At 67.7% G+C, this 13864-nt stretch carries 10 protein-coding genes and 1 pseudogene; 5 read left to right on the top strand and 6 right to left on the bottom strand.

Annotated elements, in window-relative coordinates:
- Positions 1-32: 32 nt before the first annotated feature.
- A pseudogene (locus QZM72_RS20055) lies at positions 33-311 on the bottom strand (IS3 family transposase); the annotation flags it as partial.
- Positions 312-903: 592 nt separating this feature from the next.
- On the opposite strand from QZM72_RS20055, the gene QZM72_RS20060 reads away from it, so the two are divergent.
- Entirely contained in the window at positions 904-3045 is a 2142-nt protein-coding gene (locus tag QZM72_RS20060) for a hypothetical protein (protein ID WP_089467653.1), read from the top strand.
- A gap of 97 nt (positions 3046-3142) precedes the next feature.
- Here the strand turns inward: QZM72_RS20060 and QZM72_RS20065 are convergent, their stop codons facing one another.
- From QZM72_RS20065 to QZM72_RS20085, 5 genes are all read right to left on the bottom strand, one after another.
- Positions 3143-4543: a sensor domain-containing diguanylate cyclase gene (locus QZM72_RS20065; RefSeq protein ID WP_089467654.1), complete on the bottom strand. Its 1401-nt coding sequence runs from the start codon at positions 4541-4543 to the stop codon at positions 3143-3145.
- A 262-nt stretch (positions 4544-4805) separates the two neighbouring features.
- Positions 4806-5984, bottom strand: a complete 1179-nt coding sequence (locus tag QZM72_RS20070; protein WP_089467655.1) for an acetyl-CoA C-acyltransferase — start codon at positions 5982-5984, stop codon at positions 4806-4808.
- A 39-nt stretch (positions 5985-6023) separates the two neighbouring features.
- Entirely contained in the window at positions 6024-6656 is a 633-nt protein-coding gene (gene pncA / locus QZM72_RS20075; RefSeq protein ID WP_023475610.1) for a bifunctional nicotinamidase/pyrazinamidase, read from the bottom strand.
- Between the two features lie 46 nt (positions 6657-6702).
- Positions 6703-8787, bottom strand: coding sequence for a 3-hydroxyacyl-CoA dehydrogenase NAD-binding domain-containing protein (locus QZM72_RS20080; RefSeq protein ID WP_301739011.1), 2085 nt, complete (start codon positions 8785-8787; stop codon positions 6703-6705).
- Between the two features lie 230 nt (positions 8788-9017).
- The gene (locus QZM72_RS20085; protein ID WP_301739012.1) at positions 9018-10661 is read right to left on the bottom strand and encodes a 3-(methylthio)propionyl-CoA ligase; all 1644 of its coding nucleotides are present in this window, start codon (positions 10659-10661) and stop codon (positions 9018-9020) included.
- A gap of 177 nt (positions 10662-10838) precedes the next feature.
- Here QZM72_RS20085 and QZM72_RS20090 point away from each other — a divergent pair, with 177 nt between their 5' ends.
- The 4 genes from QZM72_RS20090 to QZM72_RS20105 all read left to right on the top strand — a co-directional run bounded on the left by QZM72_RS20090 (position 10839) and on the right by QZM72_RS20105 (position 13852).
- Positions 10839-12407 (top strand): YdiU family protein, encoded by a 1569-nt coding sequence (locus QZM72_RS20090; protein WP_301739013.1) that lies wholly within the window; start codon positions 10839-10841, stop codon positions 12405-12407.
- Between the two features lie 43 nt (positions 12408-12450).
- Positions 12451-12882 (top strand): peptide-methionine (R)-S-oxide reductase MsrB, encoded by a 432-nt coding sequence (gene msrB / locus QZM72_RS20095; RefSeq protein ID WP_031399272.1) that lies wholly within the window; start codon positions 12451-12453, stop codon positions 12880-12882.
- 129 nt (positions 12883-13011) lie between these two features.
- Positions 13012-13542 (top strand): septation protein A, encoded by a 531-nt coding sequence (locus QZM72_RS20100; protein ID WP_301739014.1) that lies wholly within the window; start codon positions 13012-13014, stop codon positions 13540-13542.
- A 1-nt stretch (position 13543) separates the two neighbouring features.
- The gene (locus QZM72_RS20105; protein ID WP_050013273.1) at positions 13544-13852 is read left to right on the top strand and encodes a BolA family transcriptional regulator; all 309 of its coding nucleotides are present in this window, start codon (positions 13544-13546) and stop codon (positions 13850-13852) included.
- The last annotated feature ends 12 nt before the right edge of the window (positions 13853-13864 follow it).

Genomic DNA, 13864 nt, shown 5'->3' on the forward strand with positions numbered 1-13864 from the left:
GTAGCGGGCTTCCGCCTCCTGACACACCCGTTCACGCGCCGCTCCAGCGCGCTTCGATCCCGCGCGATCGACTCGTGACGGTAGACCGTACGGGACGGTTGCAACAACGCGCAACCCCTGTCGCCGGCTTGCGCCGAAACGCTGCTTCGAGTCAGTGATCCGTTCATGGGGCCGGGAGCGCGTCAGCGTTTTTTGAAGGCACCTCCTGCAACATGACCGTGTCCGACGACAAATCGGCCACGAACGAGCCCCTCGAGCTTCACCCTCTCGTCCTCGTGCCGCTTCAGCCGGCGAAGCGTCGACGGCGGTGATGCGGCGTCGTGCGGGCATGCGCGGGAACGCGGATTGCTGAGCGGCGTTCCGGAACGGTTGCAGCGCACGTCGGCCGGTCACGACACCGACCGACACAATACGGCGATTCGTTTCCCGTCCGGCATCAATCGCCGGTGCGATAGAGTATTGCCGATCGTTTTTCAACCGATACATTAATCCGCCCTGTTGAATCGCATATTTTACCGACGTATCGAGTAATAATTGCAACCGGTTTTCGATTCAATATTGGAAAACAAAAACATTATTGACTTCGACTTTCCCATAAATTTAGAATCGCCTACGACGGCTTACGTATCGTTTTCCTCGCCGCTCCGGATTCGCCACTCACCTGTGCGAAGGTCCGTCGCATAGACCTTCTGCGACGCATCGACGCGCGCCCCTGTCGCTTTCAGCTTTCGGCATTTATCGGCCATCGGTTATTTGCCAACCCATTTTCCTTTCAAATAAACGCAACGCCCCATTCATTCCAGTCATTCTCGACAATGAATGCAAAGCAGCACCCAACGGACCCAAGATCCGCCGATTAGATATCCAGATAAAAAATCGCCAGTCATCAGGAGGGACATCAACATGCATCGCCTTGCGAAGTCGCTGTGTCTCGGGCTCGTCTGCGCCGGCCTGCTGTCGGCCTGCAACGACGACGACGTCCAGTCGACCACCCCGCCGTCGAACACCGCCGCGTTGTCGTTCCGCATGGATACCGGCGGCCAGATCAACGCGTTCTACCGGCAGGACAAGGTCGCCGCGCACCTGCTGGTGCGCTCGTCGACGAAACCGCGCCTGCTGGTGGTCTTCCCCGCCGGCAACAGCGGCACCGGGCTGTGGTTCGACGACACCGCGCAGCCGGTGAACTGGAGCCTCGACACGCCGCCGTCCGCGCTGTCGGCGCCGGACCCACACGGCCGCCCGCTGTACGGCATCGGTGCCGACGTGTCGGTCGACACCGCTACGCTGACGATCCGCCAGGGCGTGCTCAGCAACGTGCGCTTCCTGCGCGACTTCAACGGCGGCGCGACGATTCCGCAGCAGATCCTCACCGCGCCGACGGTGCAGGGCAGCACCGCGCAATGGCAACGCGATCGGCTCGACGGCGCGCCCGGCTATGCGCTGCGCATCACGCTGCGCGACGGCGGCAGCATCGCGCCGGCAGCGGGCGGCAAGCTCGTGCTGAATGCGCCGGCGGGCTCGCATACGCTGAAGCTGCACATCGATGCGCTGACGGGCGAGACACCGCTGTCGCCGATCACGCACGCCGACCTGTTCGCCCCGTCCGTGAATCCCGACCCGGTCAGCCAGAACGTGCTCGAATTCCTGAGCTTCAACGACAAGCTGCTGGCCGGCTCGTGGCAGTACGACACGTATTTCGGCCGCGATACGCTGATCTCGGTCCGCATGCTGATGCCCGTACTCGAACCGGCCGCGATCGAGGCCGGGCTGTCGTCGGTGCTGAGCCGCCTGTCGGCCGACGGCAAGGTCGCGCACGAGGAAGGCATCGGCGAATTCGCACTGGTCGACAACCAGAAGAACGGGCGGCCGAACGATGCGACACCGACCTACGACTACAAGATGATCGACAGCGACTACCTGCTCGCGCCGATCGCGGCCGCGTGGCTGATCGACGATACGCGCGGCCAGGCGCGTGCGGCCGCGTATCTGGCGCAGCGCGGCAGCGACGGGCAGACCAACGGCAGCCGCCTCGTCGTCAATCTACTGCACGTCGCGACGACCGCGCAGCCGTTCGCGCAGCAGCCGTCGGTCGCCAACCTGATTCACCTGCGGCCCGGCGAAATCGTCGGCAACTGGCGCGACAGTACCGACGGCCTCGGCGGCGGCGTGTACCCGTACGACGTGAACGCGGTGCTCGTGCCGGCCGCGCTGCGCGCGGCGAACGCGTTCCTCGCCCGCGGGCTGCTCGATCCCTATCTCGATGCCGGGCAGCGCGCGACGCTCGCCAACACCGCGAACGAAGCGGCCACGTGGGAAACGCAGGCGCCGCCGCTGTTCCAGGTCAGCGTGCCGGCCGCGCAGGCGGCCACCGACGTGTCGGCCTATGCGCCGTCCGCCGGCGTGCCGGCCGGCGCCGCGCCCAACGCGCCGCTGGCCTTCTACGCGCTGTCACTCGACCAGCAGGGCAACCCGATCCCGGTGATGAATTCGGACGGCGGCTTCGCGCTGCTGTTCGGCACGCCGCCGGACGATCAGCTCCAGCGGATCGTCGCCGACGTCACGCGGCCGTTCCCGACCGGGCTCGTGACCGATGTCGGGATGCTGATCGCGAACCCCGCATATGCGAACCCGTCGCTGTGGCCGAAATTCACGAGTTCCGCGTATCACGGCACGGTGATCTGGTCGTGGCAGCAGGCGATGTGGGTGGCCGGGCTCGATCGGCAACTGGCGCGCCAGGATTTGTCGGCCGCGACACGCACGCTGCTCGCGCAGGCGCGGCAGACGATCTGGCAGGTGATCTCGAACGGACGCGACATGCGCACGTCGGAAATGTGGACGTGGTCCTACGTGAACGGCAAGTACCAGACCGACGCATTCGGCACGCGCAGCGCCGATGCGACCGAAGCCAACGCGGCGCAGCTCTGGAGTACGACGTATCTCGCGATCCGCGATCCGCAGCAGCGCGCGGGCAAGTACTGGTGGCAGGCGTCGCAGTCGATGCAGGACGGGCAACCGAAGCAGGCGACGGCGGTGGCGACGCGCTAGCGCATCGCCGCGCGCGTGCCGGCCGGGAGCGGCGCGGGCACCGGCCTGCAAAAGCCCCGGGGGCACGCCCGCCGCCGGGGCGTCGGCGAAAGGCGGATCATCGCGCCACCACGCGGTTGCGCCCTTCCCGCTTCGCCTGGTACAGCCGCTCGTCGACCGCCCGCAGCAGCGCATCGACCGTGCCGCCGTCGACGCCGTATTGCGCGACGCCGACGCTGACCGTCACCTGCACGCGCTTGAAGTCCAGCCCGAACGGCGCACTCGCGATCGACGAACGCACGCGCTCGGCCGTCATCCGCGCGCCTTCGAGCGGCATCTCGGGCAGGAGCGCCATGAATTCCTCGCCGCCGACCCGCGCGAGCGCGCCCGCCGGACGGATCGCCTCGAGGCACTGGCGCACGACGCCGCGCAGCACCTCGTCGCCGATCTGGTGCCCGTAGGCATCGTTGATGTTCTTGAAATTGTCGAGATCGAGCGCGAGCAGGCAGAACGGCGTGCCGTCGCGCTCGGCCCGCACGATTTCGCGCTCGACCTGCGCGATGAACTGACGGCGGTTCGACGCGCCCGTCATCGGGTCGGTCGCGGCCATGTACTCGAGTTTCTGGTTCGTGCGCCGCAGCTCCTGCAGCGCGCTTTCGGTGCGCGCCATCGATTCCGACAGCCGGCTCATTAGGTCTTCCTGGCTGTAGATCGCCGAGAACGAACGCGTCGTCTGCAGCGCCTGCACGACGCCGTAGCTCAGCAGGAAGAACCCGCCCGCGAAGATCGCGTGCGCGAGCCACCACATGTGATTCCACGGCTTGCCGAGGATGAACGCAAGCGACGACAGCGCGAACGCCATGATCGACATGCCGTAGATCACCATCAGCGGCGAGCGGATCCGCCGTGCGAGCAGCAGGCACACGTTCAGCAGCGAGAACACCAGCGCGCCGCCTTCCATCGACAGCCGCGTGCCGAGCGCCCCCGCGACCGGCGAATACGCGATGTACGCGACCGCCACGTTGACGATCAGGAAGAACACGATCCACGGCAGCCACGTCCGCACGCTCGTGCGCTTGTCGAGCCGGTCGGGCGGACGCGAATACGACAGCAGCCCCGTGAGCAGCAGCGCCGACATCACGAACCGCGACGCGGGCCCGTACAGCAGGAACAGCCAGATATTGTGGTGCGCCATCCCGGTGAACGCGCCGTGCAGCGCGTAGATCATCGCGAAGCCGAGAAAGCCGAGCGTCAGCCAGCGCAGCAGCGGCTCGCCGGACGACCGGTAACACACCCACGTCACGTAGGTGACGAACGCGCCTTCGATCGTCGCCGCCGCGATCGCGATTTCATGGAAGGCGTGGTTCTCGAACACGACGCTCCGGTCGCTGAAGAACCACAGATAGGCAATCAGATAGGCCGGCAGCAACGCGAATCCGACCAGCAGGCATTTCGCGTAGAGCCTGGCGGCCGCGCTGACGACGCGCGGCGGTTCCCCGGCTGCATAGGTCGTACCCATTCGGTCCCCGGTCGGTCTGCTGCGTTGGTTCGAATCTTCGCGGCCCGGATCGCGCGACGCATGATCCGGCCCATCGTGCCGAAAGGCAAATGTCAGAGCAAGTATAGGAGGGGGAATTCGTTTGACAAGTCAGGGGAAACGGCACTGCCGGGCGCATGCCCTTTGCTTCCTGATCGTCGCGAATGGCGCGTCCACCGCGCCGATTCGCCGCGGCGGCGCGCGGTCACGCCGAAGCGCAACCGCGGCGGCCGCCGTTCAAAGATCAGAGGATTTCGAACAGGCCGGCCGCGCCCTGCCCGCCGCCGATGCACATCGTGACGACCACGTACTTCACGCCGCGCCGCTTGCCCTCGATCAGCGCATGGCCGGTCAGGCGCGCGCCCGACACGCCGTACGGATGGCCGACCGCGATCGCGCCGCCGTTCACGTTCAGGCGGTCCTCAGGAATCCCGAGCGTGTCGCGGCAGTACAGCACCTGCACCGCGAATGCCTCGTTCAGCTCCCACAGGCCGATGTCGTCGACTGTCAGCCCGGCCTGCTTCAGCAGCTTGGGCACGGCGAACACCGGGCCGATGCCCATTTCGTCCGGTTCGCAGCCGGCCACCGCGAAGCCGCGGAACGCGCCCAGCGGCTGCAGCCCTTCGCGCTGCGCGGCCTCGGCGCTCATCACGACGCATGCCGACGCGCCGTCCGAGAACTGGCTCGCATTGCCCGCGGTGATCACGCCGCCCGGCACGGCCGAACGGATCTTCGACACGCCTTCGAGCGTCGTGTCGGGGCGGATGCCTTCGTCGGCCGAGACCGTCACTTCCTGCGTGAACAGGCGGCCCGTGGCCTTGTCGGCGATGCCCGCGAGCACGGTGATCGGCACGATCTCGTCGCGGAAACGCCCGGCTTCCTGCGCGGCCGCGGCACGCAATTGCGACTGCACGCCGTACGCGTCCTGCCGCTCCTTCGAGATCCCGTAGCGCTTCGCGACGTTCTCGGCGGTCTGCAGCATGTTCCAGTAGATCTCGGGCTTGTGCTGGACGAGCCAGCCTTCCTGGACCATGTGCCGATTCATCTCGTTCTGCACGCACGAGATCGACTCGACGCCGCCGGCCACATAGATCTCGCCTTCGCCCGCGATGATCCGCTGCGCGGCCAGCGCGATGGTCTGCAGCCCCGACGAGCAGAAACGGTTCACCGTCATGCCCGGCACGCTCACCGGCAACCCGGCGCGCAGCGCGATCTGCCGCGCGATGTTCGCGCCGGTCGCGCCTTCGGGGTTCGCGCAGCCCATGATCACGTCCTCGACGCGCGCCGGGTCGAGCTTCGCGCGTTCGAGCGCGGCCGCGACCACGTGGCCGCCGAGCGTCGCGCCGTGCGTCATGTTGAAGGCGCCGCGCCAGGATTTCGCGAGCGGCGTGCGTGCGGTCGATACGATTACGGCTTCGGTCATGCGAGTCTCCTTCGGTCCTGCTTCATGTTGGGGTCCGCGCTACGCCGCCGGGCGTGCGCCCGCGGACGTCGCATGCACGACGCCCGCTGCCTGCATCTGCTGCCACGCGTGCGCGAGCGACCCGTTCAGGTCGATCGCCCGGCACGCATCGTTGATCACCGCGGCTTCGAAGCCGGCCGCGCGCGCATCGAGCGCCGACCACGCGACGCAATAGTCGGTCGCGAGCCCGCAGCACCACACGCGCTTCGCGCCGAGTTCGCGCAGATAGCCCGCGAGCCCCGTGCGCGTCGTGCGGTCGGCTTCGACGAACGCGGAATAGCTGTCGACCTGCGCGTCGCCGCCCTTGCGGATCACGAGCCGCGCGTGCGGGATGTCGAGGTCGCGATGCAGCGCCGCGCCGTCGGTGTCCTGCACGCAGTGCACGGGCCACAGCACCTGCTCGCCATACGGCAGCGCCAGCGTCGAGAACGGCTCGCGGCCCGGGTGGTTCGCCGCGAACGACACGTGCTCGCGCGGGTGCCAGTCCTGCGTGAGCACGACCTGGTCGAAGCGTTGCGCGAGCGCGTTGATCACCGGCACGACCGCATCGCCGTCCGGCACCGCGAGCGCGCCGCCGGGCATGAAGTCGTATTGCACGTCGATCACGAGCAGGACGTCGTCGGTGCGTTTCATTGCGTCTCTCCAGACAGAGGATCGGTCGCGCCGCGACGCGGCCGCGTCAGCCGTTGAACCCGCGGCCGGCCTTCGCCAGTTCCGCGATCGACGGCGCGAGCTGCCATGCGTCGCCGTTCGGCGCGGCCGCATAGCGGCGAATCGCGCGCTCGACGTTGTAGAGGCCGACCATGTCCGCGTACAGCATCGGGCCACCGCGCCACAGCGGGAAGCCATAGCCGGTCAGGTACACCATGTCGATGTCGGACGCTTTCGACGCGATCTTCTCCTCGAGGATCTTCGCGCCTTCGTTGACGAGCGCGAACACCAGCCGCTCGACGATTTCGTCGTCGCCGATCTTGCGCCGCTCGACGCCGCGCTCCTTCGAATACGCGACGACCATCTCGTCGACGAGCGACGACGGCTTCGCCTTGCGGTCGCCCGGCACGTAGTCGTACCAGCCGGCGCCCGTCTTCTGGCCGAAGCGGCCCTGTTCGCACAGACGGTCGGCGATCTTCGAATAGTGCAGGTCGGGCTGCTCGACGTAGCGGCGCTTGCGGATCGCCCAGCCGATGTCGTTGCCGGCGAGGTCGCTCATCCGGAACGGCCCCATCGCGAAGCCGAACTTCTCGATCGCGCGATCGACCTGCGCGGGCAGCGCGCCTTCCTCCAGCATGAACAGCGCCTGGCGGATGTACTGCTCGATCATCCGGTTGCCGATGAAGCCGTCGCACACGCCCGACACGACCGCCGTCTTGCGGATCTTCTTCGCCACCGCCATCACGGTCGCGAGCACGTCCTTCGCGGTCTGCGCGCCGCGCACGACCTCGAGCAGCTTCATCACGTTCGCCGGGCTGAAGAAGTGCATGCCGACCACGTCCTGCGGACGCCTCGTGAACGCCGCGATCTTGTCGACGTCGAGCGTCGACGTGTTCGACGCGAGGATCGCGCCCGGCTTCGCGACTTCGTCGAGCTGGCGGAACACCTGCTCCTTCACGCCGAGTTCCTCGAACACCGCTTCGACGATCAGGTCGGCGTCCTTCAGGTCGTCGTAGGACAGCGTCGGCGTGATCAGCGCGATGCGCGCGTCGAGCTTCTCCTGCGTGAGCTTGCCCTTCTTCACCTGCGCGTCGTAGTTCTTGCGGATCGTCGCGAGGCCGCGCTCGAGCGCGTCCTGCTTCGTCTCGAGCAGCGTGACGGGCAGCCCCGCGTTGATGAAGTTCATCGCGATCCCGCCGCCCATCGTGCCCGCGCCGATCACGCCGACCCGGCGGATCTCGCGCAGCAGCGTGTCGGCCGGCACGTCGGGGATCTTGCTCGCCGCGCGCTCGCCGAAGAACGCATGGCGCAGCGCGCGGCTTTCCGGCGTCATCATCAGCGCGACGAAACCGTCGCGTTCCGCAACGCTGCCCTTGTCGAAGCCGTTCAGCACGCCGGCCTCGATCGCGTCGATGCACTTGTGCGGCGCGGGGAAATTCGGCGCGGCGGCCCGCGCGGAATTGCGCGCGAACTGGATGAAGCCCGCCGCGTTCTCGTGGACGATCTTGCGATCGCGCACGCGCGGATGCGGCCCCTTCTGCGCGCCGACCTTGCGTGCAAACGCGACGGCCGCGTCGAGCAGGTCGCCGTCGGCCATTTCGTCGAACAGCCCGCTCTTCGCGAGCTGCTCCGACGGCACCGGCGCGCCCGACACGATCATGTTCAGCGCGGTTTCGAGTCCGACCGCGCGCGGCAGGCGCTGCGTGCCGCCCGCGCCCGGCAGCAGCCCGAGCTTCACTTCGGGCAGCGCGACTTGCGCGCCGGGCGCGGCGACCCGGTAGTGCGCGCCGAGCGCGAGCTCCAGCCCGCCGCCCATCACGACGCTGTGCAGCGCCGCGACGACCGGCTTCGCGCTCGCCTCCACCGCGCGGATCACGGTGTGCAGCGTCGGCTCCTGCAGCGCTTTCGGCGTATTGAATTCGGTGATGTCGGCGCCGCCCGAGAACGCGCGGCCCGCGCCGGTCAGCACGATGGCCGTGACCGACGGATCCTGCGCGGCGCGATCGAGCGCGTCCATGACACCCTGGCGGGTCGACAGGCCGAGCCCGTTGACGGGCGGATTGTTGAGCGTGATGACGGCCACGCCGTCGCGAGTCGAGTAATCCACTGCCATCTGCCTGCCTCCATGCATCGCGCGCCGGATTGGCTGCGCTTCATTGTGCGCGGTCGAACGGCCGCATGTCCGAATGAACGCAGGCAGCATACAACGGAAAAGCACGATCGTTCAATTTGAATTTCGCTCCCGATCCGGGGACGGATCGGGCGACTGGCAGCGGGCGACTGGCAGCGGGCGACCGGCGACGGGCGACCGGCTCGCGGGCCGGCGGTAGCCCGGGCACGGGCTTACGGCGCGCACACCGCCGTCGGCAACACGTAATCGCGGAACGTCTCGCGCAGCTTCAGCTTCTGCAGCTTGCCGGTCGCGGTGTGCGGCAGCGACTCGACGAACACGACGTCGTCGGGAATCCACCATTTGGCGACCTTGCCCTCGTAGAACGCGAGCAGCGCGTCGCGGCTCAGGTTCGCGCCTTCGCGCGGCACCACGACGAGCAGCGGCCGCTCGGTCCATTTCGGGTGCGCGCACGCGATGCACGCGGCTTCGGCCACCCCGGGGTGCGCGATCGCGACGTTCTCGATGTCGATCGAGCTGATCCACTCGCCGCCCGACTTGATCACGTCCTTGCTGCGATCGGTGATCTGCAGGAAGCCGTCGGGGTCGATCGTCGCGACGTCGCCGGTCGGGAACCAGCCGTCCGACAGCGGCGACGCCTCGCCGCGAAAGTAGTGATCGATCACCCACGGCCCACGCACCTGCAGTTCGCCGAACGCGACGCCGTCCCACGGCAGCTCGCGGCCGTCCTCGCCGATGATCCGCATGTCGACGCCGCAGATCACGCGCCCCTGCTTCTCGAGCAGCCGGCGCTGCGCGTCGAGCGGCCGCTGCGACTGCGCCCAGTTGAGCTTCGCGAGCGTGCCGAGCGGCGACAGTTCGGTCATCCCCCACGCATGGATCACGCGCACGCCGTATTCGTCCTCGAACGTGCGCAGCATCGCGGGCGGGCACGCGGAGCCGCCGATCACCGTGCGGTTCAGCGTCGAGAACCGCACGCCGGCCTCGCGCATGTAGTTCAGCAGGCCGAGCCACACGGTCGGCACGCCCGCGGAAAACGTCACGCGCTCGGCTTCCATCAGTTCGTACAGCGATTTCCCGTCGAGATCCTTGCCGGGCAGCACGAGCTTGCCGCCGGTGAGCGGCACCGCGTACGGCAGCCCCCACGCGTTGACGTGGAACATCGGCACGACGGGCAGCACGGCGTCCATCGCGGACAGGTTCATCGCGTCGGGCAACGCGGCGCCGTACGCATGCAGCACGGTCGAGCGATGCGAATACAGCACGCCCTTCGGGTTGCCGGTCGTGCCGGACGTGTAGCAGAGCCCCGACGCCTGCTGCTCGTCGAGGCGCGGCCAGTCGTAGCGGCCGTCCTCGGCTTCGACGAGCGTTTCGTAGCAGAGGAACGGCGTCGCGCCGGACGGCAGGTGCGCGGCGTCCGTCATCGCGATCCAGCCCTTCACGTGCGGGCATTGCGGCGCGATCGCATCGACGAGCGGCGCGAAATTGACGTCGAAGAAGACGTAGCGGTCTTCCGCGTGATTGACGATGTACGCGATCTGCTCGGGAAACAGCCGTGGGTTGATCGTGTGGCATACGGCGCCCATCCCGCCGATCCCGTAATACGCTTCCAGATGCCGGTAGCCGTTCCACGCCAGCGTGCCGACGCGCTCGCCGGTTTCGACGCCGAGCCGCGCGAGCGCCTGCGCGAGTTGCTTCGCGCGGCGCTCGCAATCGCGGTACGTGTAGCGATGCAGGTCGCCTTCCACGCGCTTCGACACGATTTCCGTGTCGCCCGCGTGCCGCGCGGCATGCGCGATCAGCGACGACACCAGCAACGGCACATCCATCATCTGGCCCAGCAACGGCTTACCCATCGTCTTGTTCTCCGTGAGGATGCGAATCGGTGACCAGCCTGGCGGCCGTTTCCCTCCGGAAGCCGCCCGCGTGCGCGTCCGTCGGCGGCCCGGACGGGCGTGGCGCACGATGCGCGGGCCGCCATGCGGGCGGCGCGACGCCGCCTTACAATATCGGCTTACCCAGAGGCGCTCAACATGTCGTTTTCCCGAAGCGCAGCCGATGCGGCTGACACCCTTCCCGACCTCGCCGCGACGCTCGGCGCGCCCGCCGAACGCGCGTTCGTCACGCTCGGCGATGCGTTTCATACGCGGCTGCCGGCCGCGCCGCTGGCCGCGCCGTACGTCGTCGGCTTTTCCGACGAAGTCGCGCAACTGCTCGACCTGCCGCCCGCGATCGCCGCGCAGCCCGGCTTCGCCGAGCTGTTCGCCGGCAATCCCACGCGCGACTGGCCCGCGCACGCGATGCCGTACGCGTCGGTCTATTCCGGCCATCAGTTCGGCGTGTGGGCCGGCCAGCTCGGCGACGGCCGCGCGCTGACGATCGGCGAATTGCCCGGCGCCGACGGCCGGCGCTACGAACTGCAGCTCAAGGGCGGCGGCCGCACGCCGTATTCGCGGATGGGCGACGGCCGCGCGGTGCTGCGCTCGTCGATTCGCGAATTCCTGTGCTCGGAAGCGATGCATCACCTCGGCATCCCGACCACGCGCGCGCTGACGGTGATCGGCTCCGACCAGCCGGTGGTGCGCGAGGAGATCGAGACGGCGGCCGTCGTCACGCGCGTGTCGGAAAGCTTCGTGCGCTTCGGCCACTTCGAGCACTTCTTCTCGAACGATCGCCCCGACCTGCTGCGCCAGCTGGCCGATCACGTGATCGACCGCTTCTATCCGGCGTGCCGCGACGCGGACGATCCGTACCTCGCGCTGCTCGAGGCCGCGACGCTGCGCACGGCCGACCTCGTCGCGCAATGGCAGGCCGTCGGCTTCTGCCACGGCGTGATGAACACCGACAACATGTCGATCCACGGCGTGACGATCGACTACGGTCCGTTCGGCTTCGTCGATGCATTCGACGCGAACCACATCTGCAACCACTCCGACACGAGCGGCCGCTATGCGTACCGGATGCAGCCGCGCATCGCGCACTGGAACTGCTATTGCCTCGCGCAGGCGCTGCTGCCGCTGATCGGGCTGCAGCACGGCATCGCCGACGACGACGCGCGCGCCGAGCGCGCGGTGGAGGACGCACAGGCCGTGCTCGCGACCTTCCCCGAACGCTTCGGCCCCGCGCTCGAACGCGCGATGCGCGCGAAGCTCGGCCTCGCGCTCGAACGCGAGGGCGACGCCGACCTCGCGAACAAGCTGCTCGAGACGATGCATGCGGGCCACGCGGATTTCACGCTGACGTTCCGCCGGCTCGCGCAGCTCTCGAAGCACGACGCGAGCCGCGACGCGCCCGTGCGCGACCTGTTCATCGACCGCGAAGCGTTCGACGCATGGGCGAACCTCTACCGCGCGCGGCTGTCCGAGGAAACGCGCGACGACGCGGCGCGCGCGGTTGCAATGAACCGTGCGAACCCCAAATACGTGCTTCGCAACCATCTGGCCGAAGTGGCGATCCGGCGCGCGAAGGAAAAGGATTTTTCGGAAGTCGAGCGGCTCGCGCGGATCCTGCGCCGCCCGTTCGACGAACAACCGGAGCATGAAGCGTACGCGGCGTTGCCGCCCGACTGGGCCGGCACGCTCGAAGTGAGCTGCTCGTCCTGAGCCCGCAACCCGCGCATCTCGACCGACCGATCAGGAGAACCCCATGTCCCACGATTCCGACGACAAGACCTTCCCGTACCGGAAGGACGACGCCGAGCTGCGCCGCCGGCTCACGCCGATGCAGTACGAGGTCACGCAGCACGCGGCGACCGAGCGCGCGTTTACCGGCGAATACACCGACACCGAGGATGCCGGCATCTACAAGTGCGTCGTCTGCAGCACGCCGCTGTTCGAATCCGGCGCCAAGTTCCATTCGGGCTGCGGCTGGCCCAGCTACTTCAAGCCGCTCAACGGCGAGGTGATCGACGAGAAGGTCGACTACTCGCACGGGATGGTGCGCGTCGAGGTGCGCTGCAACCACTGCGGCGCCCATCTGGGCCACGTGTTCGAGGACGGCCCGCGCGACCAGACCGGTTTGCGGTACTGCATCAATTCGGCTGCGTTAAACTTCGAGTCCCGACCCGAAAACGAATGAGCGGCGCCGGGCGGATCTGCCGGGCGGCCAGCCGCGGGCCGGCCGCCCCGCTCCGCGACGGCGATGCCTGGCGGGTCCCTACAACGGTGACAGGCTGCGCCAGCGGCCCGTCACGCAGCTGCGAGCGCCATGAAATTCCTGTTCGATCTGTTTCCGATCATCCTGTTTTTTGTCGCCTTCAAGGTCTGGGGCATCTTTACCGCCACCGCCGTCGCGATCGTCGCGACGCTGGCCCAGGTCGCCTGGGTCGCCTTCCGGCACCGGAAGGTCGACACGATGCTGTGGGTCAGCCTCGGCGTGATCGTCGTGTTCGGCGGCGCCACCCTCGTGCTGCATGACGAGAAATTCATTCAATGGAAACCGACTGTGCTGTACTGGCTGTTTGCGATCGGGTTGCTCGCCGCGCGTTATGCGTTCGGCAAGAACCTGATCGAGAAGATGATGGGCAAGCAGCTCACGCTGCCGCACCCCGTGTGGGACAAGCTGAACGTCGCATGGGCGCTGTTCTTCGCGGTGCTCGGCGTCGCGAACCTGTACGTGGTGCACAACTTCACCGAATCGCAATGGGTGAACTTCAAGCTGTTCGGTACGACGGGCGCGATGGTCGTGTTCATCATCCTGCAGAGCCTGTGGCTCACGAAATATCTCAAGGACGAATGACATGAGCGACGCCTTTCTCCACGCCTCCGCCGACGAACGCATCGCGCTGATCGAGGCGCGCCTCACCGCGTCGCTCGCACCGCTGTCGCTCACCGTGCGCGACGACAGCGCGCAACACGCGGGCCATGCGGGCGCGGCCGCCGGCGGCCATTTCACGGTCACGATCGTATCGTCCGCGTTCGCGGGCAAGCCGCGCGTCGCGCGGCACCGGCTGGTGTATGATGCGCTCGCTGATGCGATGCAGCGCGGCATTCACGCGCTCGCGATCGTGGCTTACACGCCCGAAGAATTCAACGAATCTTCAATCTAGTCTCATTAGGAA

It is taken from the genome of Burkholderia sp. AU45388 (assembly GCF_030481585.1).
GTDB lineage: Bacteria > Pseudomonadota > Gammaproteobacteria > Burkholderiales > Burkholderiaceae > Burkholderia > Burkholderia sola.

Bases quoted from the DNA above. Each gene is read 5' to 3' on its own strand.
- QZM72_RS20065 (WP_089467654.1), bottom strand. From the start codon at position 4,543: ATGGGTACGACCTATGCAGCCGGGGAACCGCCGCGCGTCGTCAGCGCG.
- QZM72_RS20085 (WP_301739012.1), bottom strand. From the start codon at position 10,661: ATGGGTAAGCCGTTGCTGGGCCAGATGATGGATGTGCCGTTGCTGGTG.
- QZM72_RS20090 (WP_301739013.1), top strand. From the start codon at position 10,839: ATGTCGTTTTCCCGAAGCGCAGCCGATGCGGCTGACACCCTTCCCGAC.
- msrB (WP_031399272.1), top strand. From the start codon at position 12,451: ATGTCCCACGATTCCGACGACAAGACCTTCCCGTACCGGAAGGACGAC.
- QZM72_RS20100 (WP_301739014.1), top strand. From the start codon at position 13,012: ATGAAATTCCTGTTCGATCTGTTTCCGATCATCCTGTTTTTTGTCGCC.
- QZM72_RS20105 (WP_050013273.1), top strand. From the start codon at position 13,544: ATGAGCGACGCCTTTCTCCACGCCTCCGCCGACGAACGCATCGCGCTG.
- QZM72_RS20070 (WP_089467655.1), bottom strand. From the start codon at position 5,984: ATGACCGAAGCCGTAATCGTATCGACCGCACGCACGCCGCTCGCGAAA.
- QZM72_RS20060 (WP_089467653.1), top strand. From the start codon at position 904: ATGCATCGCCTTGCGAAGTCGCTGTGTCTCGGGCTCGTCTGCGCCGGC.
- pncA (WP_023475610.1), bottom strand. From the start codon at position 6,656: ATGAAACGCACCGACGACGTCCTGCTCGTGATCGACGTGCAATACGAC.
- QZM72_RS20080 (WP_301739011.1), bottom strand. From the start codon at position 8,787: ATGGCAGTGGATTACTCGACTCGCGACGGCGTGGCCGTCATCACGCTC.